This is a genomic window from Candidatus Poriferisodalis sp. (assembly GCF_965215815.1).
Classification (GTDB): domain Bacteria; phylum Actinomycetota; class Acidimicrobiia; order Acidimicrobiales; family Poriferisodalaceae; genus Poriferisodalis.
On record NZ_CBDCEO010000013.1, the window covers coordinates 688,236 to 714,100 of the forward strand.

Here is a 25,865-nt window from a genome sequence, read left to right on the forward strand (position 1 = left end):
GGATCCTGTTCATCGTCGTGGCCCCGTGGGCGTTTCGCGTCGAACAGCCGAAAGAGAGCTACGACGGATCGTGATGCGGATTCGATCCCGCCGCGCCGGCTGAGGCGAGCCGAGTCAACCCATCAACGCAATACGCTTTCGATATCTGCTCCCCGCCCGCTGGACTGCGACTTCGGTCCGGCCACCAGGCGGGTGTTTCTTGTTATTCGGGCACTCATGCTCATCGGCGGCCAGAATCCTGAATCTGTTCCGTCCGCGTGCCTGACCGCGGGAATGAGAACATATTGCTACGATATTTTCTCATGAGCACTGCCCGAGTCGTTCGTGACCATGTCGAGCGCATCCCCACGCGTTCATTCGTGTCCCGCGCTGACCTGCCTGAGGCCTGCCACGCGATCGACTGCGAGCTGGCACGGATGGCGAGCAGGAACGAGCTAGTGCGCGTCTACAAGGGGCTCTATTGGAAAGGGGCCCAAACTCGCGCTGGCATGCCCGCACCGGCGCCCATGGACGTCGGTCTGCGCGTCGCCGGCAATGGCTCTGGGCCCGCGGGATTCTCGACTGCCGCGAGCCTCGGCCTCACTACCCAGGTTCCTTCGGTCGACGTTGTCGCTGTGGCTGGGCGGGCGCCACGACCTCCCAAGGGAGTGGCGTTCGTGTCGCGTGCCGTTGATCGCAGGTTCCGAGGTCTGCGGCCGCTGGAGGTGGCAGTGCTCGAGTTGCTGCGGGACGGCACTCGCTTCATCGAGGTCGACTGGGAACGGGCGACCGCTGTTGTTGCACAGCTCGCCGAGTCCGGCGCCATCCGCCCCCAACAGATCGGCGAGCAGATCCTCAGCGAGCATCATGTGGCCGCGCGCGGACGCTGGCGACTCCTCGCCGAACGAATCCGATCATGACGCTCAGCCTGCGCGACGAGTTGGACGAACTCGAGGGATATGTGAGCGCCGTTGCACGCGCCTCAGGCATTCCCGTGCCCCACGTCGAAAAGGACTTCTGGGTCACGGAGGCGCTGCGAGGCATCGCCGATGCGTCGCAAGCCACTGGCTGCTCGGTCATCTTCAAGGGCGGCACGAGCTTGTCGAAAGCTCACCGGCTCATCAAGAGGTTCTCCGAGGACGTCGACCTGCTCGTGGTTCTCCCCAGCGGAGGCAAGAAATCGCGAGACTCGATCCTGAAGGAATTCGCGGCCGCTGCTGAAAGCGAAACAGGTCTGCAAGGCACGACGGACGCCTCCACGACCACAACGGGAGTCAAGCGCACTGTCAACTTGCACTACCCGGCGAGATTCTCGTCTGTTTCGCTGAAGAGCGATGTGGTGATGGAAATCGGTTCCCGCGGGGGAGCAATACCAAGCACGCTCATCAAGGTCTCGTCACTCATCTCGGAGTACACCGCCAGCGCAGGACTTGACCCTGACTATGCCGAGAATCGACCGGTGCCGCTCCTGGTTCTTGATCCCGTTCGGACCCTCGTCGAAAAGCTCATGATCCTTCACAATGCTGCCGAAGTCGGAGATAACGAGCGGCGACGCAAGACAGCGCGCCACTACTACGACGTCGATGCACTGCTGCGAGAGCCGCGGATCTTGGCCGAACTTGAGCAGGTACGAGTCGACGTGCTTGCCCGAGAGGTTTCCCAGCACTCACAGGCTGTCCAGCTGTCAAGTTCCGACCGACCGAGCGGCGGTTTCGCAGCGAGTTCAGCTTGGGGAGAGTGCCCGGACTGGCTCGTCCAGGCATACGACGACGTCACTGAACGACTGGTTTGGCCGACTGCACACACCGCGACGCTCGAACAGTGCTGTCAACGAGTCCGCGATCACGGCCAGCTGCTCTGACACGTTCCACGGAATGCGGCAGACACCGGACCGGCGAGAGCTGCGTGTCACCTCGCTCAGGTAGTCGGCGAGCGGCGGGTCGACGAAGGGAATGACCTGAGGCCGGTCACCCCTGAGTGATGTCGATGCGGCGCAGCCCGACTCATGCCGCTCACCGCCGCCAGCTCGATGATGTACGTCACCATTGCGATTGCACTGACGTTGCTGCCGTACCTTCGCACTGCTGAGGAAGCTGCCGGGCTGGATGCGGGCCATCACCCCAGCCATACCCGTGTAGTGGAGCATCGACGCCTACCGCAGCGTCCTCGCCGGTGAGTGACGAGGACTCGTCCTGGCTATTGGGGAACTGTTGTCAACCGAGGAAGAAATCAGAACAGCGACTGCTCCGCCAGGCGAAGCACTCGATCCTCATAGGACCTGCCGGTGCGCGCCTGTTCCACTCGGCGCTGCTCGAGGAGCGAGTCCACGACCGGTTTGACGTGGGTCTCTTTGTAGATCGTCTCGAGGAGGGCGTGCTTGCAGAGCTCAGCCATGCTGTGTTCGCGCCCACCGAGCAGCTCCACGATGCCGTTCGCGAGTGGGGTGAAGTCCGGGCGAAGAATGTCGAATGACATCTGGTCGGGATCACGAGGGTCTCGGAAGCGCTGGCCGGAGACACCATCGACCTCAACCCATCCTTGAACTTCCGTACGGCGGCGTCACTCGTAGTCCCGAAGAAGAGATGAAGAGAGTGTCCTCCTTCGTCGATCATTTCGAACGTCAGCACGTGCGGAAAGCCGGCCGTGTGTAGACCCTGGTGGTACAGCCCCAGAAGGAACGGCTTCTTCTCAGCAGTGTTCAACCGATCAACGCGCCGCCAATTGCTGTGCCCGAAAACACGTTCGCCTGCTTCTTGTTCGCCATTGGCGAACCGGATGAAGAACTGATCTTCAAACGTGACGAGCACCTCGGATGAGTGCTGCTGACCGATCCGTTGCACGATCTCGTAGTTGGTATCGGCACCCCAGCCATCGAGATTGGCGAAGACTGGTCCTTCCCACCCGCCCAGTTCGGCGATCGCCTGCCCGTAGAGATCGCCACACTTGCCGCGACGGACGCGAACCTCCAAGCCGGGTGGCCTGATCGTGGGCGGGAACCGAGCGTTGAGAAGATTCGTGAGGTGCTCAGCGCGCCCGCGATGGTCCTCTACGAAGACGAGACGTGTCTGGGTGCCCCAGCGCGTCACCTCGCCCCTCAACGCATGCTCCATGGCGATCAAGGGCGAGCTTTCTGAGGAGTTCGTGTACGCCCCTGGCCCGGCGAAGCCGTCGAAGAACGTGATCCCGACGTCGCGAAACTGGCTTGCCATGATCGGAAACCACGCCGACACATAGCGGCGCAGCAGCGTGTGCTTCGCTGCCGTGTGCAGATCGCGCTTCCAGAGAACCCCGGTTGGAACGGCCACTGGGCTAGCCGGCCGCCTCGTGCGGTAGCTGATCCCACAATTCGCCCTCGAGTTCTCGGCCACCTGCCTTCGGCGTCCTGCCTCCCCATTGCTTGAAGAAGAACGCGACGCCCGCTGACGTGCAGGTGTCACGCAGCTCGGCGGCCCAGTCGTGCTCCATGGGCCGTGCGTTGGCACCGGACTCACCCCCGGCGATGACCCACTGGATGCCCTCAAGACCAAGCGCGCCGAGCGGGCCGAGAAGAGGTTCAGCGCTTACGAATCTCACTGCTGCCGGAACCTTGCGCAGGTGATTGATGCGGAAGGCGTACCGGCGAGACTCCACGCTGACGCCCATCCACAGGTTCCGCGGCCAGTCGAGCTCGCTTGCAACGCGGCTCAGCCGCTGCGCTCGCTTGGTGAGCACCTGGTAGGTGTGCTGAGGCGTTTCTCGGATGACGTCGAAGACCTGCTCGATGAACTCGAGCGGCACGTCCTCGTGGAAGAGGTCGCTCATCGAGTTCACGAACACGAGCCGCGGTGCGCCCCAGCGTCGAGGCACGTCGAGCGATGAGGGATGGAGGGTGAGCTTGAAGCCCGGCCCGCTCGTCCTCGGGTCACCATCGAGCTGGTACTTCGGCGAACCCATCGCCTTGAGCCGCTTCGACAGCGTGAGCGCGTAGCAACGGTCGCACCCCGGGGACGTCCGGTCGCAACCCGTGGTCGGGTTCCACGTTGCCTCGGTCCACTCGATCGCCGACTTGTCAGCCACGCCCCCCACGGTAGAGGCGGGGTGTCACAGCCAAGAAGTTGGAGTCGGCCGAGCCGAGAGGATCCCCTCTGCGCGAAGTCGGCTAGTGGCCCTTGACTGGTTCGGGCGGCACCCGGAACTCGGCACCGTCTTCGGCCAGAGCCACCGTCAGCGGAGGCATCGTCGGGTGCCGCCAGCGGGTCACATCCGCCGCGTTGCCCTTGTTCTTGTTGCAGTAGGTGTGAGACGCCTGGAGGTTGTCCAGCTTGTGCAGCAGGCTCTTGTACCGGGTGCCCCGCACCGCCTTGCCGGCCTTGCTGATGTCGAAGAAGGCGAAGATCTTCGGGACGATGTGCTCGACCTGGGCGGCTTCGATGCGTGTCTCGGCGCCGCACACGCCGCAGCGCCGATCGTCTCGCTCGTAGACGTAACGAAGCAACTTGCTGCGATGCTCCTTGCTCCAGCGGCCCGATGCGTCCGGTTCCACGGCCTCCAACCTGGATCGCCGAACCTTTTCGATCGTCTTGCCCGTGCCGATGGCAGCCGTGGCGAGCTTGTCGCGCCAACGACGTCGTTCGTTGCCGCTGACGGGCGTGTCCAGCACCCCTGGTTCAGCGTCGACAGCCGGCTCGGCAACCTCGCGGACATCGCTGGGTCCCGCAGAGGCAGGACCGGACTGATCCCGGCCGCTGTTCGTGGCCGCCCCGGAATCTTCGAGAGAACTGTCGAGGGGGACCACGCCGCGGCACTTCGGGAAAGTCGAGCATCCCCAGAACTGGTTTCCCTGGTTCGCTCCAATTCGAGCGGTTCGGAGGACCATTCCTGCGCCGCAGCGCGGACAGTCAGGCGAGGGTTCATCAAGGCTTGGCGACGATCCATTCGACGTGTGCTCCACGAGCGGCGGATCGTAACAGCGCTAGGTTGAATGCGCCTCAAGTGGTTCATGATTTCTTGAAGTCTCTTTGACCCAGGAGTGAGAGCAGCTCGATGAGTGATCTCAGCGAAGCCAAGGGAAGGACCGTCTGATGGCCGTCGATGTTCAGCAAATCACTGGGACTTCCCGGTCTGTTCGCCAACTCCTGTCGGAGAGTCGGTACGGCCTCGACTTCTACCAGCGCGAGTACAGCTGGGAGGAGGCCCAGGTCGGGGAACTCATCGATGACCTAACGGGTCGATTCTTCGACGAGTTCGACCCCGCTCACGAACGCCACGATGTCGCCTCGTACCGTCCGTACTTCTTGGGTCCGATCGTGACAGCGCAGCGTGGTGGTGTGCGCTATCTGGTCGACGGCCAACAGCGAATCACGACCCTCAGTCTCCTGTTGATCTGCGTCCGTCACGGACTCGCCGATGCACATCACGGGGATGCGCAGGCTCTCAACTCGCTCATCTTCTCCGCTGCGTTCGGCAAGACGACGTTCAACCTCGACGTCGACGAGCGCGAGAAGTGCTTGCAAGCCATGTTGGACGGCGAGGAATACGACGCCAGCGCCGAACCCGAGTCAGTCCGGAACCTCTGGGACAGGTACCAAACGATCATCGAGCGGTTCCCGAGCGACCTCCAGGGCGACACGCTGCCGTACTTCGTCGACTGGCTCCAGCACCGTGTGATCCTCGTCGATATCGGGGCACCCGATCAGGACATGGCGCTCGAGATTTTCGAGACCATGAACGACCGAGGCCTACGGCTGAGCAGCACCGACATGCTCAAGAGCTTTCTGCTCGCTCGGGTCGGTGACGAGCATGTGATCCGCGATCTGAACAACCGCTGGCGCCAGCGCGTCACCGAGCTGGTGGACAGCGAAAAGAACGCCGATGCGGAATTCGTCAAGGCCTGGCTCCGCGGCAAGCACGCAAAGACGCAGCGTGAACGCAAAGCCAACGCAGCGCCGCGTGACTTCGACATCATCGGTACCGCTTTCCACAAGTGGGTACGCGACAGCCAGACTGCAATCGGTCTCGACCGAACGGGGGACTATCGCGAATTTGTCGAACGCGAGTTCTTGGGGCTCAGCAACCGCTACCTGAGCCTGCTTGATGCTTCTCGCGAGTTGCGCCCAGGCCTCGAAGCGGTCTACTGCAACGCTAGGACCGGCTTCACGCTGCAACTGCCGGTGATCATCGCTGCGGTCACGCCGGAAAACGACGACGAGGTGTTCACAGCGAAGGCCGCACTCATCGCCGGAGCGCTCGAAATCTTCATCGTCCGAAGGATGGTGAACTACCGCAACTTCGGTTACTCAACGGTCGTCTACACAATGTTCAATCTCATCAAGGACGTGCGCGACCAGCCCATTGAGATCGTCCGGAGCGTCCTGACCCGATGGCTCGAGACCGAGCAGGAGCGCCTCGACGGAATCCAGCGGTTCGGCCTTACCCAGCGAAATCGCAGTCACATCCACTACCTCCTCGCTCGCATCACCGCTTGGCTCGATTCCGAACTGGGAGGCGGAACGACCTTGGCCGACTATCTCGACCGGTCTCGCACGCACCCCTACGAGGTCGAGCACATCTGGGCCAACAAGTACGAACGGCACGCCGATGAGTTCCCGACCACCTACGAATTCGAGGAGCACCGCAACAAGATCGGCGACCTGCTGCTGCTCCCAAAGGATTTCAACGCCAGCTACGGCGCTATGCCTTACGAAGAGAAGTACGAGCACTACTTCGGTCAGAACCCGTTGGCCAAATCGCTGCACCCGCTGGCCTACGACCACAGCCCCAGCTTCGACCGCCTCCGCAAGACCCACGACCTCTCTTTCGAGCCGTACCCGATGACCTTCGCCAAGGACGACGTCGACACACGCCAAGACCTGTACCGCGAACTCGCTGAGATTGTCTGGAACCCGGCACGAATCGGACTTACGTCGGGTTGAGACATCTCCGGGCACAAGTTGGCCCAGCCGTGGGCGTGATGTCGATAGCGGGACTCTCGCGCCACAAGAGCCGACCAGCCTGCAATGGACTCAGACTTAGCCACACAAACGCTGGAGGGATCGGCAGATGAATCTCGTGTCCGGCTCGGAGATGAGCATCGTCGGGATCGTGAAGAACAGGGACGTCGTTCGTCCCAGATCAGGCGGGCAACCCTTCGTCAAGGCGACGGTGACACCCGAAGACGGTGGCGATGTGCCCGTCGTCTGGTGGGACGAAGGGCGCGCCCCAGCCAATGGTGCCCGGGTCAAGGTGGAGGGCCGGGTGCGCGAGTACAACGGTGCCTCAGAGCTGCACGCCTCCAATTGGGTCGTCGAGCGCACAGGGCCTCCGGAGGATCCGGTCGCCCAGGTCGTCGGCTTCTACATCGGTTGTGTGGAGGCAGAGGCTGCGGGCTCAGTGCGCGTGCGACCGGGCAGCACAGGCCACGTCGAGCTGACGGTTGGCTCAAGCCCCATCCACGGCCGGAGTCAGCTTCCTGCCGACAGCCGGGTCGATCGATGGTGCCAGCAGCGAGAGATGGCGCTGGGAGAATCGATCATCGCCGGGTGGCCGATGGTGATCGGAGAGGATTCCGACGGGGGCGGAGCCGGACTCGTCGCGTCGCCGCTGCTGACGTCCGATGTCCGACTCACGCGGGTGGCCGGCGCGTGGGTCGTCGAGCCCGACGGCGGCGGCATCGACCTCAACCCATACGCGCTCGACCTGCTCGGCGTCAACCGCAACGAGCGTGACGCTCTGGCGCGACTCGTTGAGGAGAACCCGGCTGTCGAAGAAGCCCGGCTCCCCGAGGACCGCACAGCTGCGATTCTCTCGGTTCTTGCCGATGGCGGTGTTGAGGGCCTCGCCCATCTCGCTCCCGTCGAACTTGCGCCACACAACAGCTTGACCGGAGTCCATAGCACCGGAATGCTCATCGTCGCTTCCGGATCGACGCAGATCACTCGGATGCTCCTTGAGGATCTCGAACAGATGCTGAACAACCCCAAGCTGCTCTCAAGCGGGCCTGCGGCGGTGCTGCTGGGGCGCGTACCAGCACCGGCCAGCTCACTGCCGAAACCGCACCCCACGGTTGTTCCCTCGTCCCTGGTACAGGACCAAGCGGTCGCTTCCGCTATGGAGAACGTCCTGACCGTGGTCACGGGGCCGCCGGGCACCGGCAAGTCGCAGGTGTTGGTGAACACCATTGCCGCCGCGGTTGCCCGCAAAGAGACTGTCTTGTTCGCATCCAAGAACAACCAGGCGGTCGATGTCGTGTTCGAGCGCCTCAAGCTGACGAGCCCCGACCCGTGCATCGTGCGGGCCGGTGCTTCGAGTCTGAGAAGAGAGGTCGCTTCGAGCATCACGTCGATCCTCGGCACGCCACGCCGGACAGTCGACCCGGTCGGGGCCCGACGGGCTTGGGTCAGCGTCGAGAAGAGAATCCGCTCCATCCACGAAGTTCTTGAACAGCGTGCCCTTCTCGAACAAGAGATTCACCGGCTCGAAACTGTCCTCGAGGGCCGCTTGGATGGGCACCCCGAGTGGGTGGACGTGGACGTCGACCCTGCCCATCTCGCTGAGGCCGTCGTCAAGGCACGTACATCCCTTGACGCACTCAGCGGGCGGCTCGGCCTCTTCGGTCGTTGGAGGAAGCATCAAGAACGCCTTGATCGGGCGAGGCAGGCGTTGTCAGCACTCGGTGCTCTCATCGGGCTCGACCCAATCGCCGTCGAGATGCCGCTCGAATCAGTCGTCGCTAGGCCGCAGCGTTCGCTCCAACCGCGGCACGACTTCATGGCGATCGAAGGATTCGCCGACGGCATTCGGTGGGTGAACGACACCCGAGCGACGATCTCTCAGACGCAAGGTCAACTCGGAGCGTTGCCCCCGAAGCAGGAACTCGACGACCAGCTCTACGCACTGAGTCCGGAAAGGACCGCAGCCGGCAGAGCCTTGCTGGACGCTCGCTGGGAGCAAGTCCGTCGCGACGACCCACGAGCTCGGACCGCTGCCGGCGATCTCGCCGAGCATCTGGTGAAGGCCGCGAATTCGGGCTCGGGCGTCCGGCGCGCTCGGGGGCTCATTTCCTCGGCGCTGCCTGCGATTCCCGTCTGGGGAGTTACGAATCTGTCGGCCCGCACGAACCTTCCGCTCACGTCCGGCCTATTCGATCTAGTCGTGATAGACGAAGCTTCACAATGCGATGTCGCGTCGGCCCTGCCGTTGCTGGCGCGAGCACGCAGGGCCTTGATCATCGGCGACCGACGCCAGCTCATCCACATCACATCACTGAGCGGCGCGCGCGAGCGAACTGTCGGTCGCCGTTGGGCGTTGACTGAGGACCGCATCGGAGAGTTCAGCTACCGGAGCCGGAGCTGTTTCGGTTTGGCCTCCCATCGATTGGACGAGTCCCCGCTCTTCCTCGATCTGCACTTCCGGTCCCACCCTGCGATCATCGGATTCTCGAACGAACGCTTCTACGACGGACAGCTTGAGTTCTGTTCTGAAAACCGCCCCCCTTCCGACTTGCCTGCCATTGAGTGGTCTCGCGTCGCAGGTGACAGCAGAAAGGGTCCCCAGAACCGCAGCCGAATCAATCCCCAAGAAGCACAGGCGCTCGCGAACACACTGGTCCGAGACGCCCCTGCCCTGTCCGGGCTCGGACTCTCGCTCGGCGTTGTCACCCCGTACGCAGCGCAAGCCGAGCTCATCCGACAACACATTCATGGAGCCCTCGGCAGTGAGTTAGCCCGGACGGTCACTGTTGCCACCGCCCACAGGTACCAAGGCGATGAGCGCGACGTCATCTACTTCTCGCCAGTGATCGGACCTTCGATGACCGACAGGCAGGCGGCTTTCGCGGCTGATCCGAATCTGGTCAACGTTGCCCTTACGAGGGCTCGCCGCAGACTTGTGATAGTCGGAAACATGGATGCGTGCCTGCGTCACCGCAACGTGCTGAGCGACCTTGCCAGCTATGTCAGCCGTCTCGAAGCCGGGGCATTCGACAGCCCGCTGGAATTGGCGCTCCACGAAGCCCTGCTGGAACACGGCCTCTCTGCGGAGACCGGCGTGATCGTCGCCGGCCACCGCCTCGATCTTGCAGTCGTTCAAGGTGACCACCGGCTCGACATCGAATGCGACGGGGCTGCCTTTCACATAGATCGCGACCGGGACGCCGCCCGCGATCGGGTAATCGAGGCGCAGGGCTGGAAGGTCATGCGCTTCAGCGGACGGCGACTCGGCACCGATCTCAACGGGTGTGTCGATGAGGTACTCGCGGCGCTTCCATAGTCCGATGCCTGCACCCGTCGCCGACACCGTGTACTGGACGATCGAGGCCTACCGCAGCGTGCTCGCCGGCTCGTTGGCCCGAAGTCTGCACGCGCCGGAGCGACGCCTGATAGTTCAAGTCGGGGAATTGCCCTGCTGCCGCGTTCCCCCTGGGATCTCGAACAAGGCTTGCGGCGGTCGCCGACCGAGTCTGTCGCTGACCACTATCCCGCCGCGCGTTCGCCCACTCGAATCAACGTAGACGTGCCGACGCGCGCGCAATCGCCTCGCGTAGCGAGTTCGAAGCGCATCGAACTGAGGGTGTGCATGAAAGCTCTTCGCTCCTCCCTCGCAGTAGACGCGGGCCGCCATCGGGAACAACAGCGCAGACGCCACCAAGTCCGCAATCTGCAGCCCGACATGGTTGTCACTCTTGCCGAACAATGGTGTCTCGATGAGTCGGGGCAGAGCATCTCCCCCGGACTTGTGCTTCTGCGTGAACACCGAATGGGCGACCCTCACATCCTGTCGATGGTCTCGTCCATCGCATATGACGAGGCCACTGGTGTTCTGCTGTCCGAGGAAGTGGTCAAGATTCCGGGCGATGTCCTGAACGGCATACGTGTAGGTGGAGTCAGGCTCAAGCGCCTTCGCAGGCTCCTTGACCCATATGCGCCCGACGAGCCAGATGTCGTGATGTTCGATGAGGCGCATAACGCCATCGAGCACCCCGAACGCGTGCCGACGCTCCCGTTGGCTCCCGACACGTACAGCCTTCCGCAATTCCGCTCCCTTGACCTCCGCAAGTACGTAGTCGAGATGCCGCGACACCTCGCCTGGGTAGAACCTTCGCTTGAGAGCAAGGAAATCCGCCGTGAGAGGCCTGATCGCCGCGGCCTCCACAATCAGCCCGGCGAAGACCATGAGCGGCGTCGCTCGGGGACCGGAGTTCGGAGCTTCGAACCCGCCGGACTCGTCGACGTAACAGACGTACATGGCTCAGAACGCAACTACGGTCGCCCGAAGGCGACCGTAGGACGTGGCGTTCGGCCTAGGGCCTATGCGCCGATGTAAAGGTACACAGCCACTATAGGACGACCTGACCGCCGACCAACCGCAACCGGGTTCCCGCTCCACGAACTACCAGCGGCGTCGTTTGGCCGCTGCGACCGCCGCGGTGAGGTCTTCGACTGACACTGCAGTTCGGTTGTCTCTCATTGCGATTCGAATCGCTGTCCACGCTGTCGCTTCGACGGCCGCATGGGGCAGGCCACGGAGCTGCGTCCCCATCTCGTCGATGGGCAGCGGTCCCGACTTCACGTGCTTCAGCCCGCGTCCCAGGAGCATCCGGATTTCCCTCACGGTCGGAAGGGGGAACTCGACGACCTCGTCGAAGCGCCGCCAGAGCGCTCGGTCGAGGATCTCTTCGTGGTTTGTTGCGGCGATCAGCATGGCGGGACCCGTGTAGCCGTCGAGCAGCTGGAGGAACGAATTGACCACTCGCTTGATCTCGCCGTGTTCGCTTGGGTCATTTCGTTCACGACCGAGCGCGTCGAACTCGTCAAAGAGCACAACCCACTGCGCAGAGCTTGTGTAGTCGAAGATCCGTCTGAGGTTGCCTGCGGTCTGGCCGAGGTACGACGACACGATCGCGTCAAGGCGAACGACGACAAGCGGCACGCCCAGCTCGGCCGCGAGAGCCTCAGCCGCGGACGTCTTCCCACACCCAGGCGGGCCATAGAAGATGACCCGGTTACGCCGAGGCACACCGAGCGCCTCGAGCCGGTTCCAATCGGGGACTTCCTTGGCGAGATCGGTCAGCGCCGTCACAACCGCAGGCCTGAGGACGAGGTTGGCGAGGTAGCGCTCCGGGCGTCGCACTGTCGCAAGGTCCCAGCCCTGATCGGGGTCGGTCGGCGGAGGCACGAGCCGTACATCGCCCTGGCCGATGTCGATGGACTCGCCGCTGGCGAGGATCTTCCGAAGATCACGGGCGAGCGCCACGTGATGTCGCGCCTCTTCTTCTTCGATGATCGTGTTCGCCGCCCGACGAAACGCAAGTTCGTCAGCGTTGCGGAACGCGCGGAAGAGCTCCTTGAGATCACGCCCAGCCATGCGCTCCTCCGAGTCCGCGTCGCAACGCCGAGGCTAGATCCGAATCCGACAGAGGTCGCTGACGTTTGATTTCCGCCGAGCCCCGTTCACTGGACAGCCGACGCCTACTGCGGTGTTCTCACTGGCGAGCAGGACTCGAGACGCGCCGTCGGGATACTGCTCGGGTTCGCGATCCTGCGCACCGCCGTGACCCTGCGGGCGTTCCGAGTCGAACAGCCGAGAGAGAGCTGTCCCGTCGAGTGACGAGGGCTTAACCTGGTTGCTTGGGAACTGCAGTCGGCCGAGAAAAGATCAGAACAGCGACTGCTCCGCCAGGCGAAGCACTCGATCCTCATAGGACCTGCCAGTGTGCGCCAGCTCCACTCTGCGCTGCTCGAGGAGCGAGTCCACAACCGGTTTGACGTGAGTCTCCTTGTAGATCGTCTCGAGGAGGGCGTGCTTGCAGAGCTGCGCCATGCTGTAGTCGCGCCCACCGAGCAGTTCCACGATGCCGTTCGCGAGTGGGGTGAAGTCCGGGCGAAGAATGTCGAATGACATCTGGTCGGGGTCACGAGGGTCTCGGAAGCGCTGGCCGGAGACACCGTCAACCTCCCACAACCCGTCCTTGAACTTCCGTACGGCGACGTCACTCGTGGTCCCGAAGAAGAGATGAAGAGAGTGTCCTCCTTCGTCGATCATTTCGAACGTCAGTACGTGCGGAAAGCCGGCCGTGTGAAGACCCTGGCGGTACAGGTCGAGAAGGAACGGCGTCTTTGCGGCTGTCGCCAGTTGATCGACTTGCCGCCATTCGCTGTGCCCGAAGACACGTTCACCTGCTTCTTGATCGCCGTCGGCGAATCGGATGAAGAACTGGTCCTGGAACGTGACGAGCACCTCGGACGACTGCTGTTGAGCGACCCGTTGCACGATTTTGTAGTCGGTGTCGACGCCCCAGCCGTCGAGGTTGGCGAAGACTGGCCCGGACCATCCGCCCACCTCCGCTATGGCCTGCTCGTAGAGGTCGCCGCACTTGCCGTGGTGGACGCCAACTACCAGGTCGGGCGGTCTGATTGATTGCTGGTGCCGGGCGTTGAGAAGATTGTCGAGGTGCTCAGCGCGCCGACGATCAGCCTCGATGAACACGAGACGAATTGGAGTGCGCAGCCCGGCGACATCGGACCGCAACGCTTGTTCCATCGCGATCAAGGGCGAGCTTTCTTGAGCGTTCGTGTACTTACCTGGTCCCGCGAAACCGTCGAAGAATGTGATCCCGTCTTCTCGGAACCGCCTGGCCATGATGGGGAACCACGCTGACTGGTAGCGGCGCAGCAGCGTGTGTTTCGCAGCCGTGTGCAGATCACGCTCCCAGAGAATGTCGGTTGGAACGGCCACTGGGCTAGCTGGCCGCCTCGAGCGGTAGCTGATCCCACAATTCGCCCTCGAGTTCTCGGCCTCCCGCCTTCGGCGTTCTGCCTCCCCATTGCTTGAAGAAGAACGCAACACCTGCGGCGGTGCAGGTATCACGGAGCTCAGTGGCCCAGTCCAATTCCATGGGCCGGGCGTTCACACCGGACTCGCCGCCGGCGATCACCCACCCGATGCCCGCAAGATCCAATTCACCGAGCGGGCCCAGCAACGGCTCGGCGCTCACGAATCTCACTGCTGCTGGAACCTTGCGAAGGTGATCGATGCGGAAGGCGTACCGGCGAGACTCCACGCTCACGCCCATCCACAGGTTCGACGGCCAGTCGAGCTCGCCTGCTGCGCGGCTCAGCCGCTGCGCTCGCTTGGTGAGTAGCTGATACGTGTGCTGAGGCGTCTCGCGGATGACCTCGAAGACCTGCTCGATGAATTCGAGTGGAACGTCAACGTGGAAGAGGTCGCTCATCGAGTTCACAAACACGAGCCGCGGCGCGTCCCAGCGACGAGGCACGTCGAGCGATGAAGGATGGAGGGTGAGCTTGAAGCCCGGCCCGCTCGTCCTCGGGTCACCATCGAGCTGGTACTTCGGCGAACCCATCGCCTTGAGCCGCTTCGACAGCGTGAGCGCGTAGCAACGGTCGCACCCCGGGGACGTCCGGTCGCAACCCGTGGTCGGGTTCCACGTTGCCTCGGTCCACTCGATCGCCGACTTGTCAGCCACGTCCCCACGGTAGAGCCGCGGTGTGACGGCCAAGCAGTTGGATTCGCTGGAGCACTGAGCCTCTCGCTGTCAAGTCACTCTGCGGATGCTCCCCGAATGGAACCAGTGCACCAGCAGCACCGCTGTGTGAACAATCATTTGCGCCAGCTCTGCGGAAAGCGGGATCGGGGTCGGATCGCCGCCATGCCGAGTGAACCCGGTCCAGACCAGCCGCAACATCCCAATCACGATCTCGATGTCCCGATCTGCACCCGTGACCGTGGTCCACTTCTCCGGCTTGGCTTCAAGCGCCTTGATGATGAGCCCAAGCGTGGCTCGTTGGTCATTCGGGATCACGACCGGTTTGGCAGCCTCCTCAACTGCCACCACGGCCGCGTCACACGCTGCCTTCAGGTCCGGTGTACGTCCGAAGGCACTGGACCAGGCCGCCGCAAGCTGCCGCGCTGCTTCGTCGCGACCGCTCAAGATTTCATTCATCAATTGGGTCAACTCAGCCGGTTGCCGCTCTTGCAGCCCGCAATGACCCTCACCATCGAAACCGATCGTGAAAGCGCTTCGCGCTTCTTCGAACGCCAGGCTAAGCCCCGCCACGATGGGTGGCGGCACCGAGCAGTAATAGACGATGTAGTCGACGGTATCCAGTAGTAAGTCGGGATTCGCCTCGAGCAGTCCCAGCAGATCGCGCAACCCCGAGGGAAGAGGGACGTCGACGATTCTGGACAGTTTCTCTCGGTGCTGATCATTGACTACGAAGTAGCCCAGGACATTGGTCGCCTCCCCCATCCGCTCGTCGACGAAATTCAACAACGTGGGCAGCAGACCACTGGGAACGCCGTCACGCAGCGCCTCGTACCTCTCTCGAGCGCCTGCGTCCGAGCTCCTTCGAATCGAGAACGGCGGTCTGACCATCAACGTTCCTTTGGCTCTAGCGACGTCGTCGGACGCTCTGTGCTAGCGGCGCTGTCTCCGCAGTGCAAACCGTTACACCACGCACGGCGAGCATCGCTGATGTCACGCTCAACCCCAGTGGCCCGACTGGTACTCCAGCATGTCCTCGCCATGCAGCTGCTTCGTTGCGTTGCCAACCCGTACCCAGAACTCGGTCTGAGCCGATCCGCCATCCCTCGGGCGAGCAAAGACCGGTTTGCCGCTCGCGGCCACAGAAACTAGGCAAACGTCAGCGCCATGAATCCGTTCGAATCGGATCTTGACAACGCCCGCAGTCGGGATCGACAAGTCGTTGTCCAGCCGCTGACGTAGCAACAGCTCGTATCCGTCGCGTGACGCTCTGTCACCGAGCGTGGCCATGTCGTCCCGAAGGCCGAGCACCTGGCCGGCGTCATCGACACCGATCAACAGTGTCCCGCCCTCGGCGTTCAGGAATCCGCACACAGTCTTGGTGATGACGTGCTCGAGTTTCTTGTCAGCCTGTTCCGTGCGGAGGTTCCACCGCGCCGTCGACTTGTATTCAACCGTCTGCGACTCACCGACGGCGAGCAGGTCGGCAAGCCCCGACGACGCCTCATCCCCCGGATCCTCGTCCCACAAGCGATTGAAACCGTCATGCACCACTTGCGCGATCAGGTCGCGCCGCCGTTCAAGGAACGTTGGGTACTCCAGCTGTTCCCACCCGATGGGCAATGCATGCCAGTACCGATGCCGTTGCAAGCGGCCCGCATCCATCGAGCTGGTCATCGCTGACCAGTAGTCCAATGGGTCCTCGGCACTGATGGTCGCGTTCTCGGGCCAGTCGAGGAACGCCATGTTTGCGATCGCGTTGACCTGCCGAGTATTCGTGATCTCCCGAGCGCTCAAGTACGCCCTCGGGAAGAGATGGTGTCGCTCGATCGACCGTGGCGCTGAGACGTTCGAGTCAAGCAGCTCCCGGATCCTCAGGTCGCTGAACAGCAGCTCCGCATCGAGCAGATTGAGCGCTGCCCAGTAGGCGAACAGCACTGGCGACCGCGCCGACGAGGTGTCGAGCCGGTTCGGCAACGAAATCTCCCAGTAGTCACGCGTGAAGTTGGCGCGCACCAGGCGATCCAGCTCGGCACAGAAGGCTTCGCCGTGGCCGGGACGCAACGCCGCCACGCGGCCGAGGTCGGCTTCGATCTGGCTCTCCGGTGAGGACGTGTAGCGGCCGGTCGTGTGAGCCATGAAGAACCAACGGGCGATCACACCGCGCAGCGTCTTCAATTCGAGACCAAAGTCGCGCTTGCCGATGAGCCAGAGCACGTAGGTGTAGATGAGCGCGTTCTCTGAGGTCACCATGCGCCGGCTTCTGAAGCCCGCGTGGGTGAGGCACTTCAAGAACTCGTGCCAATTCGTCAGGTCGAGAACGTCGTCCTGTGCGCGCCGAAGCTCATCGAACTGTGCGGCACGGCGCTCAGTCGAGACGTCGCCGGTTTCGAGGTCTTTGCCGCGCAGGATGCTGTAGACGTGCTGCAACCTGCCTCGACGGAAGGCCAAGCCGACTCCAGCACGCAGCAGCTGGTCGGGGCCCGGGTCGATGAACGAGTTCCGAGGCGACGGCCCCCTCACTGCCACATCGACGGCGTCCCGGCAGAACTGCTCAAGCTGTTGACGTCCCTTCTCCCAGTGGACGGACATAAGGGTGAGGATGAAGTCGGCTTGGTTGAGCTTGACGCCCTCGGAGTTGGTGCGGACGAAGATCTCAGCGACCTGCTCCTCATCCGCCCCCGAATTGAGTTCGATGACCTGGAAGCGAAAGTTGCGCAGATCGTAAACCCTGTCAATGCAGTCCTCGAGGGCATCCTCCTCCTCTTCGCTGAGAGTGGTGCCACGCCCCTCGACGAGCCGTGCGAGGAACTTGCGCACCGTCGGGCGATAGCCGTCATCCCACAGCGCTGTGATGTCGGGGATGAACTCGGGGTCGCGCTCGATGGCCGCATCAGTCACTTCGAACGTCTCGTCCTCGGGGCGGAAGGCGATTCGGATCCGCCGCTCCTCAAAGGTCTTCGTCAACACGGACTGTCCGGTCAGCACTGCGAACAACGACGTGAGCCGTTGCTGGCCGTCAACGATCAGAAGCTTGGCCACCTTCTCGTTCTCGCCACCGCCCACCTGCCGTGTGCCGACATCGGCACCGGTCTCCCAGAACATCAGCGTGCCGACCGGGTACCCCCGGTAGAGCGAGTCGAACAGGTCCCGCGCCTTCGTTGCAGACCAGACGAACGGGCGCTGGATGTCTGGCAGCGCGATGTTGCCGTGCTTGATGTCCTCGACCAGATGCGTGAGCGAGTAGCCCGTATCCCGATACAGCGTCGACGTCATGTTCACCTCATCCACCAAGCAACGCAACGTGGCGGGGCGCCAACGTGCGCAAGAGCCCAATTTGACCGTCCGCTAGTCAATCACGATGCGCTCGGTCCGGTCGAGGCAGCAAAGAGTTCGAGACTCAACACCGACGCAAACCGGCAGCATGAATCCAACATCACGCCTGCGCGTAACGCAGGGACCCCCACTACTAACGGACGATTCGGCACGGGACGTTTTTCTGCGCCACGCGGTGCTGTGGATTAGCGACGGTAACCCTGACTGTCGAGGTACTCAAGGCCGGCGCTCCAGCAGTGAAAGCACCATTCTTCGAGGGCCGAGATTCGGTCCAAGAATCGGCTCGGCTCGCATTCCGGGTGGGCGAGGAAAGTACTGATGTCGACTCTGCCGTGTGCGTAGTCGTTGCGGCTGTCCGCTAACACTCGCATCGCGACTTCCTGCCCCAGGTCTTCGAATCCTGAACCCGGCAGCCCAAAGACCGCCCATACGTTGCTGACCTGGCCAGGCCGGATGGTTTCGCCGCCCAATCCGAGCTCATCGCGCGGTACTTTCAGGGAACAGCTCTTCGTACTCACTGTTCGATTCAGCAGGTCCATTCGTCGGCCGAACATGGGGTCGCGCTCACGCAGCGACTGAAGAGATCGGAAATCGCCCGAGGAAGCGATCGAGTGCAGACTGAGCCTGATTTCTACGTACCGCAACCCCGACTGTCCGATCTCGCCGCACAGCCACTCGACAAACGCTCGAAAGAACTGCTCCATCGCCCCACATGCTGCGATGAAGCTCGCGGCGCGAATCTCGTTGGACGCCCGCCGCTCTGCATCCGAGCCACCTTCGCGAACAATGGCCTCGGCCCAGCGGACACATGCACGTATCTCGTCGAGGCGACGACACACACGGTCCAGTGCATCAACAATGCTCATGGGGTGCCGGCGCTACGAGAAGAGCTGACGTGCGCGCTCGATACGACCCCGCACGTTCGCCACGGTATTCGTGCCCTTCGTGCTGGTGCGCACGAGTTCGTAGTCGTCCTGCCACCCATCAGGTGGGCTACCGGGGCTATCGCCAGATTGGATCACCTCGGCGATTCCCACAAACACGGCTTCGAGTTGGTTGAGCGGCGTCACGTAGGTGTTCTTCCGGAGGAAGGGTTCACCGCCAAGGACCTCATGGAGATGGTCGGCGGTTGCCCCGAAGATCGCGCGGGCTTCGTCAAGGTCGAAGCTTCTCGTTGCCTGCGCCATGTAGTCGTTCAGGAACCGTGTCACCCACTGCTTGAACTCGGAGCGGTGGTTCAGGTATGCGAAGAACTTCAGCACAAGTTCTTCCCGCGTGCCGTCGTTCTCACTATTTGACTTGAGCTTGACGACCTCTCGAAACTTCATATTCTCGGCCAGCTCGTTAAGCAGATCGTTGAATTCGCCGCGATAGATGCAGGCACGGACTTCTTGGGGCGTCAGTGAGACTGCACCCCTGTTCAGCCGCTCAAAGAGATCGAATCGAACTTGGAGGTCGCTCTTGTCGGAAAGCGCTGTCACGCGGAGCGTCCGGCGCATGAAATAGAGCTTGACATCGTCATCGAGACCCTCGAAGTCGACGCCGTTCAGCTCCGTGAGCTTTTCCAAACCCTTCAAGCGAAGAGGCTTCTCCTTACCCACTTGCTCAAGAAGCTTCTCCGAGTCTCCGATGAAGTGCACGAGGGTGGAGAGACGCTGCAAACCATCGACAACTTCCCAAGTGAAGTCCTCGTTCGTTGCCACAAATATGGAAGGCACCGGGAGGCCCAGCAAGAATGACTCGATGAGTCGGGATTCAGCCTCCTCACTCCAGCGGAACTTCCGCTGGTACGCAGGTGCGGCGTTCAGCTCGTCAGCCTCAAGCATGCGCCGGAGCTCGCGGACAGTGATGTCGGAGTAGTCGACGTCAACCTTCAGGCGCTCGGAGTTCAGTTGCTCACGTAGCTCAGTCAATTCCAGCCTCGCTCTCCGGTGTCACCGCAAGTCTAGGGATGAGTGGTGATAGCGCCGGTAGTTACCTTCCGAACACCACCGCGCCGAACGTCACGGCTGCCTTGGTCTGCATGTTGGAAACGACGTGCTGGTAGACGGTCATCGTCAAGGCGATGCCGCTATGGCGGAGGCGCTCTCGGTGCCGTGCTTACGCAGCGCAGCGCAAATCGGCTCGACACGAACCGGAGCCGGTGAGCGTCGATAAACGCCGCTACGACTGGGACTAGCGGTAGAACTCCGCCCCAAAGAAAGCCGGCGCCGCTAACAGAATCTCGCTCCCCCGCCGTAGCTCCCGCCTCTTACGTTCAAGATTCTTAGTCCAAGCAAGCTCGGCAGACGTCGCCCCAGGACGATCACCACCGTCGATCTCGACACGGCATACTCGCAGCCGCACCTTCTCAGGCGTCAGTCTCAACTTGTCAACCACCGAGCAGGTCGCCGACCACATCCGACAAGACGATCACGGCCCGATAGACGATCTTCCGACAGCCCCAGCCTCGGCGCCGGTCGGTCAGACGACGGCGGTGTTGCGGAGGTGCTTGACGATCTCGAAGAACTCATCGACATCGTCGGATGCGAAGATGGCGTCGGGTCCCTCGGGGGCCACGCTGATGAAGGGCGACTCGTAGACGCGGCGTTCCTCGACGGTGCCGTGCTCGGTGAGGTAGTCGATCACCAACTCGACGAAGCGGATCTGGTTGACGCTGTAGCGCTTGTCGTCGAGGAACTTGGCGAAGGCACGCTTCGCGGCGGCCCGATCGAGCCCTACCAGCGAGCGGATGAACAGCCCGAAGCTGCCGGCACGCTTTGACGCCTCGGCGAAGGTGTCGTCGTCGCCGATGCCGGCGGCCACCAGCACACGCTGCAAAGCGCCCATATCGACCAGCGTCAACGGCTCGCCGCTGCGGACCTTGGCCACAACATCCTCGGCCAGGTTCTCCTTCAGGAAGTGCTGTGCCTTCTTGCGGAACTGGGCGAACTCGCCACCGCCACCACCGCTGCCGGCATCGTCGCCGCCACCAGCATCACCGTCACCACCGGGCCCGCCGGTACCAGGCAGCTTGATCACGCTGGCCCCGCCGAGCTCATCGGCAAAATCGCTGTAGAGCACGTTCTTGTTGGTGTGCGCGATGAGCTGCACCAGGTTGCGGAGCCGCTTGCGGGCGTCCTCGAGCATCGGGTAGGTGACGTCGGCCCACCACTCGTCGGTCTGGATGTCGTCAATCAGCCCCTTCTGCTGAGCCACCACGGGAATCGCCGTTCCGAGGTCCGCCAGCGCGGACGCCACACGAATGATCCGCCTGCGCTGCCGCTCGAACGGCTCACGCCGCAGCAGGCCCAATTGCGCATTCAGCATCACCACGTCGAAGCGCTTGGCGTCCTCGCTGTCGGCATCGAGCTGGTCGGGCAGCTTGGCCACCCGCTCATTGAGCTGAGCCAAGTCCGCCAGCGAGGCCGTCTCCCACGCTTCAAGCGAGCTGAACCGCTCCACCAGCTCCAAGTGGGGGCGCACCAAGAAGTTGTCGGGGTTCATCGACTCCACGGTCCGGTGCAGCGTGGCTGCGATCTCAGCCCGCTCGTCGCCGAGCGCCGCCACCGAATCGAGCTTCTGCAGCAACTCCAGCCGTGCGCTGAACAGGATCTCGCTGAGCGACTTGCCGCTCGACTTCTCCGCCGGCACCAGCGGCTGGCTGAAGTACTCAAGGTTCCCGCAGAAGTCGAACACGTTGAAGTGCGTCTTGTGCTCGTCGGGCCCGAACAGGTCCTCACACAGCCGGGTCCCCCGGCCGAGCATCTGCCAGAACTTGGTCTTCGACCGCACCAGCTTGAAGAACACCAAGTTGACGACCTCGGGCACGTCGATGCCGGTGTCCAGCATGTCCACGCTGATCGCGATGTGCGGCGCCTTCGCCTTGTTAGAGAAGTCGTCGATCAGGCTCTGGCCGTACTTCACCTTGTGGGTGATGACCCGGGCGAAGTTCCCGGCATCCAGCGACGGGTAGTTGGCGTCGAAGCGCTCCTTGATGAACTCGGCGTGCTTCTGGTTCTTCGCGAAGATGATCGTCTTGCCCAGCCGGTCGCCGCCGGCCACCTTGACGCCCTCGGTCATCAGATACTCGAGCACCCGATCGACGGTGTCCTTGTTGAAGAGCCACTTGTTGAGCTCGGCGGGGTCGACCGCCTCGGGCGGCGCCAGGGGGCTGCCTTCATCGTCGGTGCCCCAGTCCAGCTCGTCCCAGTCGTCCTTCTCGTCTTCGCTCAGGTCGTCGTACCGGATGCCTTCGCGCACGAACTTGAGCTGCACTGACACGCTCTGGGGCGGCACCAAGAACCCGTCCTTGATGGCGTCGTCCAGCGAGTAGGCGTCGGTGGGCACGCCTGTCTCCAGGTCGAACAGGTCGTAGGTGTTCTTGTCGACCTCGTCCTTGGGGGTGGCGGTCAGGCCCATCAACAGCGAGTCGAAGTACTCGAAGATGCCCCGGTACTTGCGATACACCGAGCGGTGCGCCTCGTCGATCACCACCAGGTCGAAGTGCCCCACACCGAACCGGCGGGTCCCGTCGGCCCGGTACTCGTCGATCTTGCCGACCATCGTCTGGTAGGTCGACACGTACACCCGGCCGTCCACGTTGCCCTCGGTCACCAGGTTCACCGGCGCCGAGTCAGGCAGGTGGGTCTTGAAGGCGTTCACCGCCTGATTCACGAGCGCCGTGCGATCAGCCAGGAACAGCACTCGCTTCACCCAGCCGGCGCGCATCAGCAGATCCACCAGAGCGATCACCGTGCGGGTCTTGCCCGCACCGGTGGCCATCACCAGCAATGCCTTGCGCTGCTTGCCGATCTCGAAATGCTCGGCGATGGCGCTGATCGCTCGCCGCTGGTAGTGGCGGTCGACGATCTGCTCGCCGGCGTCGAGTGATGCCAGCGACGTGCGGACTGTGCGCCGCTGGATGAGCACTGCCAGCTCGTCGCGGGTGCAGAACCCTTGCACTCGCCGGGCCGGGTACTGGGTGTCGTCCCACAGCCAGTGCTCGTAGCCGTTGCTGCAATAGATGAGCGGCCGCTGACCCGTCTCGTCCTCCAGGCACTTGGCGTAGAGCTTCGCCTGCTCCATGCCGATCTTCGGATCGGCCAGCGCCTTCTTGGCCTCCACCACGGCCAACGGCAGCCCGTCGGCACCCCACAGCACATAGTCCGCATAGCCGACGCCCGATTCCGAGGGCATCCCGTGCACCTCGTACTCGGTGTCTCGGCCTTCGACGAGACCGGTCCAGCCGGCTTCCGCCAGCAGGGCGTCGATCTTGAACTTGCGGGTCTCGGCCTCAGACCAGTCGAACGCCTCCGGCGGGACCGTCTCGGCCGCCTTCTTCTTCGCCGCGGCGACCTCTGCCCGCAGCTTCGCCAGTTCGGCGTTCAGCTCCTCGGCGGTGCGTGTGGATTCTTCCAGCCGCACCTGAGCGGCGGCATGCTCTGCGGTTTCCCACTCCAGCCGTTGCTCAAGCTCCTGGCGCTCCCGCAGCGACGCCTGCTCGGCCTTGCCAGCATCGAGCAGCTTGTGCGGGTTGAAGCGCACTGCCGGATCTGGCTTCGCCGAACGGCCGTAGGTGAACGCCAGCCAAGAGCAGAACTGGAACAGCGCCGAGACGATCTCGACCGCCTCCAGCCTCGACGGCGCCTTCGACTCGTGGACGGCACGATTCCCGGCCCGCTGGATCTTGCACGCCACGTTGAAGACCCTGCCGCCCTCCAACGTCTTGAATGCCGGCTCATTCAGCCGCGCGTTGAGCTTGTCGTCGTACGGCACCGGGAGCGCCCGGTCATGCTGGTACACCCACCGGACGGCGGATTCGAGGCACTTGCGCGCATAGATGACCGAGGCGCCCGGATCCGACAGTGAGTACCCCTCGGCCCGCGACGCCGACTCGAACTCCGGCCTGAACTCAGCTTCGAGGAACGAGAACTGTGACTCGCTCACAGCTCACCCCGAAACGCCCTCTGTGAAAGTCCACCGTAGAGGATGTCAATAATCCTGATTGCCTCGAAATGCAACTCTCGGAGTGCCTCGGCCCCGTCCAATATTGCCGCAATGCGTCGCTGCTCCTCGATCGGCGGCAACGGGATCTCGATGTTGTCGAGGTCGCCCTTCTTGAGGTTGTTGATGTTGGAGCCTGCCGCGACCCGCGACACGTACTGTCGGTAGGGTTTCGTCTGGAAGAAATGAGCGAAGTAGCCGGAGTCGATTTGTGGGCCAGGCCTCAAGACCTTACAAAATGCCCCAAAAGCGACTCCCTCGTCGCGGCGAATGCGCGCAGCCTTCCCAACGACATCGAGACTTCCGCTCGATGTCGCGATCAGAACATCGCCTTTCTTGAGCCATTGGTCCTTGCTCACTCTGAGAGCAGGCACGAACACGAGATCATCGATCTTCAACTCGCCGTCGACAATGTTCCCAGCACGAACTACCCCAACTGTGCCGCTCTGAGGTGTCGTCGAAGCCTCAGCCGCCTTGTATGTCACGCCTCGGATCTGGGCGGCGAGTTCATGTACCGGAACGCGCCCTGTCATGCCAGCAGCGCTTTCAGGTCTTCAACGCCCGCCAAGATGTCGTTCTCAAGCTCGGACAACTCGTCGAGCATCCCAACCGGAGACGAGTATTCGATCGCGTCGTAAACGATCTCCTGGTACCGATTGAGGTTGAGGTCGTAGTCGTTGGATGCTATTTGGGCCCTCGGGATGCAGAAAGACTGCTCAGACACCGCCCGCTCCAACTCCGAGCCGCTGCGCTCACGCCAGCGGGCGAGCGCATCGGGCAAATTGTTCTTCTCGTGCTCGTCCTCTGTCAGGCCCTCGACGAGAGCGCCGAACTCGGTCTCATCGAGCAGCCGATCACGCTTGTCGTCAAGACTGTAGCCATCGGCATGCAGGTCGTAGAACCAGACGAGGTCGGTGCCGCCGGAGTTCGTTTTGGTGAACAGCAAAATCGCCGTGGATACTGCCGAGTACGGCTTGAACACACCTGCGGGCAGCGACACGATGCCATCCAACTTCTGGTCCTCGACCAAGATCCGGCGAAGCTCCTTGTGCGCTTTGGTCGAACCGAATAGCACACCGTCGGGAACGATGACCGCAGCACGGCCGCCAGGCCTCAGCAACCGCAGGAACAACGACACAAACAGCAGCTCGGTCTTCTTGGTCCTGACGACCTGAAGGAGTCCCTTGGCAGTGCCCTCGTAGTCCAGCGACCCAGCGAAAGGCGGGTTGGCGAGGATCAGGCTGTAGGCCTCGGCGTCGGCGGCGTGGTCCTCGGCGAGCGAGTCGCGGTAGCTGACGTTCGGGTTCTGCACCCCGTGGAGCTGCATGTTCATCGACCCAATGCGGAGCATCGTGCTGTCGAAGTCGTAGCCGGAGAACATCCCATTGTGGAAGTGCTTCGCTGCGGCGGGACGCGTAAGAGCGCTCGGGTGCTCGCGGCGGATGTACTCCCCGGCTCCGACCAGGAATCCACACGTGCCGCTCGCGGGGTCGCAGATCACGTCGTCGGGCTGGGGCGCCATCATCTCGACCATCAGCTGGATGATGTGCCTCGGCGTGCGGAACTGGCCGTTCTGGCCTGCCGTTGCGATCTTCGAGAGCATGTACTCGTAAACATCGCCTTTGGTGTCGCGGTCGGCCATCTCGACGGCGTCGAGCCCATCCACCGCCTTCTGCAGCAGGGCCGGTGTCGGAATCGTGAGCTTGGCTCCGCTCATGTGCTTGGCGTGGCTGCTCTTGCCCGCCCGCTGCTGCAGGAACGGGAACACGTAATTCTCGACGATGTCGAACATCTCAGCGGCAGGGCGGTTCTTGAATCTCGACCAGCGCAGGTCGCCGTACGGCCGACCCTCAACGCGCCCCTCAGGCCGGAACTCCTGCCCCTCGGGGAAGATGTCGTCCTCGGACGGGATCGGCTCTCCCATGTGGTTCGCCTTGTTCTCTGCCAGCGTCTGCTGCTCGTCGAGGGCCTTGATGAACAGCAGGTATGTGAGCTGCTCCATCACCTCCAGCGGGTTCGAGATGCCCCCCGACCAGAAGTCGTTCCACACCGCATCGATCTGCCGCTTCAGCTCACCCGTGACCAT

The 25,865-nt window shown here is 62.8% G+C and carries 19 protein-coding genes and 2 pseudogenes; 5 read left to right on the top strand and 16 right to left on the bottom strand.

The window, feature by feature from the left end; all coding sequences use genetic code 11:
- Positions 1 to 302 precede the first annotated feature (302 nt).
- From ACOOHB_RS12995 to ACOOHB_RS13005, 3 genes are all read left to right on the top strand, one after another.
- Positions 303 to 899: a hypothetical protein gene (locus ACOOHB_RS12995; protein WP_420445268.1), complete on the top strand. Its 597-nt coding sequence runs from the start codon at positions 303 to 305 to the stop codon at positions 897 to 899.
- Positions 896 to 1,840 (top strand): nucleotidyl transferase AbiEii/AbiGii toxin family protein, encoded by a 945-nt coding sequence (locus ACOOHB_RS13000; protein WP_420445269.1) that lies wholly within the window; start codon positions 896 to 898, stop codon positions 1,838 to 1,840. The genes ACOOHB_RS12995 and ACOOHB_RS13000 overlap by 4 nt, the downstream gene beginning before the upstream one ends.
- 144 nt (positions 1,841 to 1,984) lie before the next feature.
- Positions 1,985 to 2,155 carry a hypothetical protein gene (locus ACOOHB_RS13005; protein WP_420445270.1) on the top strand — a complete coding sequence of 57 codons (171 nt, stop codon included), beginning with the start codon at positions 1,985 to 1,987 and terminating at the stop codon, positions 2,153 to 2,155.
- Between the two features lie 53 nt (positions 2,156 to 2,208).
- On the opposite strand, the gene ACOOHB_RS13010 is transcribed toward ACOOHB_RS13005, so the two are convergent.
- The 5 genes and pseudogenes from ACOOHB_RS13010 to ACOOHB_RS13030 all read right to left on the bottom strand — a co-directional run.
- Positions 2,209 to 2,454, bottom strand: a complete 246-nt coding sequence (locus tag ACOOHB_RS13010; protein ID WP_420446958.1) for a hypothetical protein — start codon at positions 2,452 to 2,454, stop codon at positions 2,209 to 2,211.
- A 119-nt stretch (positions 2,455 to 2,573) separates the two neighbouring features.
- A pseudogene (gene tcmP / locus ACOOHB_RS13015) lies at positions 2,574 to 3,188 on the bottom strand (three-Cys-motif partner protein TcmP); the annotation flags it as partial.
- Positions 3,189 to 3,288: 100 nt separating this feature from the next.
- Positions 3,289 to 4,035, bottom strand: a complete 747-nt coding sequence (locus ACOOHB_RS13020) for a DUF5131 family protein (RefSeq protein WP_420445271.1) — start codon at positions 4,033 to 4,035, stop codon at positions 3,289 to 3,291.
- Between the two features lie 82 nt (positions 4,036 to 4,117).
- Positions 4,118 to 4,753, bottom strand: a complete 636-nt coding sequence (locus ACOOHB_RS13025) for an HNH endonuclease (protein WP_420446959.1) — start codon at positions 4,751 to 4,753, stop codon at positions 4,118 to 4,120.
- Positions 4,748 to 4,864 (bottom strand): annotated as a pseudogene (locus tag ACOOHB_RS13030) (topoisomerase DNA-binding C4 zinc finger domain-containing protein); the annotation flags it as partial. The pseudogene ACOOHB_RS13030 and the gene ACOOHB_RS13025, both read right to left, overlap by 6 nt.
- 175 nt (positions 4,865 to 5,039) lie before the next feature.
- Here ACOOHB_RS13030 and ACOOHB_RS13035 point away from each other — a divergent pair.
- Both ACOOHB_RS13035 and ACOOHB_RS13040 read left to right on the top strand, forming a co-directional pair.
- The gene (locus ACOOHB_RS13035; protein ID WP_420445272.1) at positions 5,040 to 6,890 is read left to right on the top strand and encodes a DUF262 domain-containing protein; all 1,851 of its coding nucleotides are present in this window, start codon (positions 5,040 to 5,042) and stop codon (positions 6,888 to 6,890) included.
- A gap of 127 nt (positions 6,891 to 7,017) precedes the next feature.
- Positions 7,018 to 10,224, top strand: a complete 3,207-nt coding sequence (locus ACOOHB_RS13040; RefSeq protein WP_420445273.1) for an AAA domain-containing protein — start codon at positions 7,018 to 7,020, stop codon at positions 10,222 to 10,224.
- A 114-nt stretch (positions 10,225 to 10,338) separates the two neighbouring features.
- On the opposite strand, the gene ACOOHB_RS13045 is transcribed toward ACOOHB_RS13040, so the two are convergent.
- The 11 genes from ACOOHB_RS13045 to ACOOHB_RS13095 form a co-directional block, all read right to left on the bottom strand.
- Entirely contained in the window at positions 10,339 to 11,199 is an 861-nt protein-coding gene (locus ACOOHB_RS13045) for a DUF3800 domain-containing protein (protein WP_420445274.1), read from the bottom strand.
- A 144-nt stretch (positions 11,200 to 11,343) separates the two neighbouring features.
- Positions 11,344 to 12,318, bottom strand: a complete 975-nt coding sequence (locus tag ACOOHB_RS13050; protein WP_420445275.1) for an AAA family ATPase — start codon at positions 12,316 to 12,318, stop codon at positions 11,344 to 11,346.
- Between the two features lie 291 nt (positions 12,319 to 12,609).
- Positions 12,610 to 13,689, bottom strand: coding sequence for a three-Cys-motif partner protein TcmP (gene tcmP / locus ACOOHB_RS13055; protein ID WP_420445276.1), 1,080 nt, complete (start codon positions 13,687 to 13,689; stop codon positions 12,610 to 12,612).
- 4 nt (positions 13,690 to 13,693) lie between these two features.
- Complete coding sequence (locus ACOOHB_RS13060) at positions 13,694 to 14,440, bottom strand: DUF5131 family protein (protein ID WP_420445277.1); 747 nt, start codon at positions 14,438 to 14,440, stop codon at positions 13,694 to 13,696.
- 69 nt (positions 14,441 to 14,509) lie between these two features.
- Complete coding sequence (locus ACOOHB_RS13065) at positions 14,510 to 15,244, bottom strand: hypothetical protein (protein ID WP_420445278.1); 735 nt, start codon at positions 15,242 to 15,244, stop codon at positions 14,510 to 14,512.
- A 213-nt stretch (positions 15,245 to 15,457) separates the two neighbouring features.
- Positions 15,458 to 17,734 carry a GmrSD restriction endonuclease domain-containing protein gene (locus tag ACOOHB_RS13070; protein ID WP_420445279.1) on the bottom strand — a complete coding sequence of 759 codons (2,277 nt, stop codon included), beginning with the start codon at positions 17,732 to 17,734 and terminating at the stop codon, positions 15,458 to 15,460.
- Positions 17,735 to 17,979: 245 nt separating this feature from the next.
- Positions 17,980 to 18,660 (bottom strand): hypothetical protein, encoded by a 681-nt coding sequence (locus ACOOHB_RS13075; RefSeq protein ID WP_420445280.1) that lies wholly within the window; start codon positions 18,658 to 18,660, stop codon positions 17,980 to 17,982.
- A gap of 12 nt (positions 18,661 to 18,672) precedes the next feature.
- The gene (locus ACOOHB_RS13080; protein WP_420445281.1) at positions 18,673 to 19,707 is read right to left on the bottom strand and encodes a DUF262 domain-containing protein; all 1,035 of its coding nucleotides are present in this window, start codon (positions 19,705 to 19,707) and stop codon (positions 18,673 to 18,675) included.
- Positions 19,708 to 20,257: 550 nt separating this feature from the next.
- Positions 20,258 to 23,722, bottom strand: a complete 3,465-nt coding sequence (locus tag ACOOHB_RS13085; protein WP_420445282.1) for a DEAD/DEAH box helicase family protein — start codon at positions 23,720 to 23,722, stop codon at positions 20,258 to 20,260.
- Positions 23,719 to 24,312 (bottom strand): restriction endonuclease subunit S, encoded by a 594-nt coding sequence (locus tag ACOOHB_RS13090; RefSeq protein ID WP_420445283.1) that lies wholly within the window; start codon positions 24,310 to 24,312, stop codon positions 23,719 to 23,721. The genes ACOOHB_RS13085 and ACOOHB_RS13090 overlap by 4 nt, the downstream gene beginning before the upstream one ends.
- The gene (locus ACOOHB_RS13095) at positions 24,309 to 25,865 is read right to left on the bottom strand and encodes a type I restriction-modification system subunit M (RefSeq protein WP_420445284.1); all 1,557 of its coding nucleotides are present in this window, start codon (positions 25,863 to 25,865) and stop codon (positions 24,309 to 24,311) included. The genes ACOOHB_RS13090 and ACOOHB_RS13095 overlap by 4 nt, the downstream gene beginning before the upstream one ends.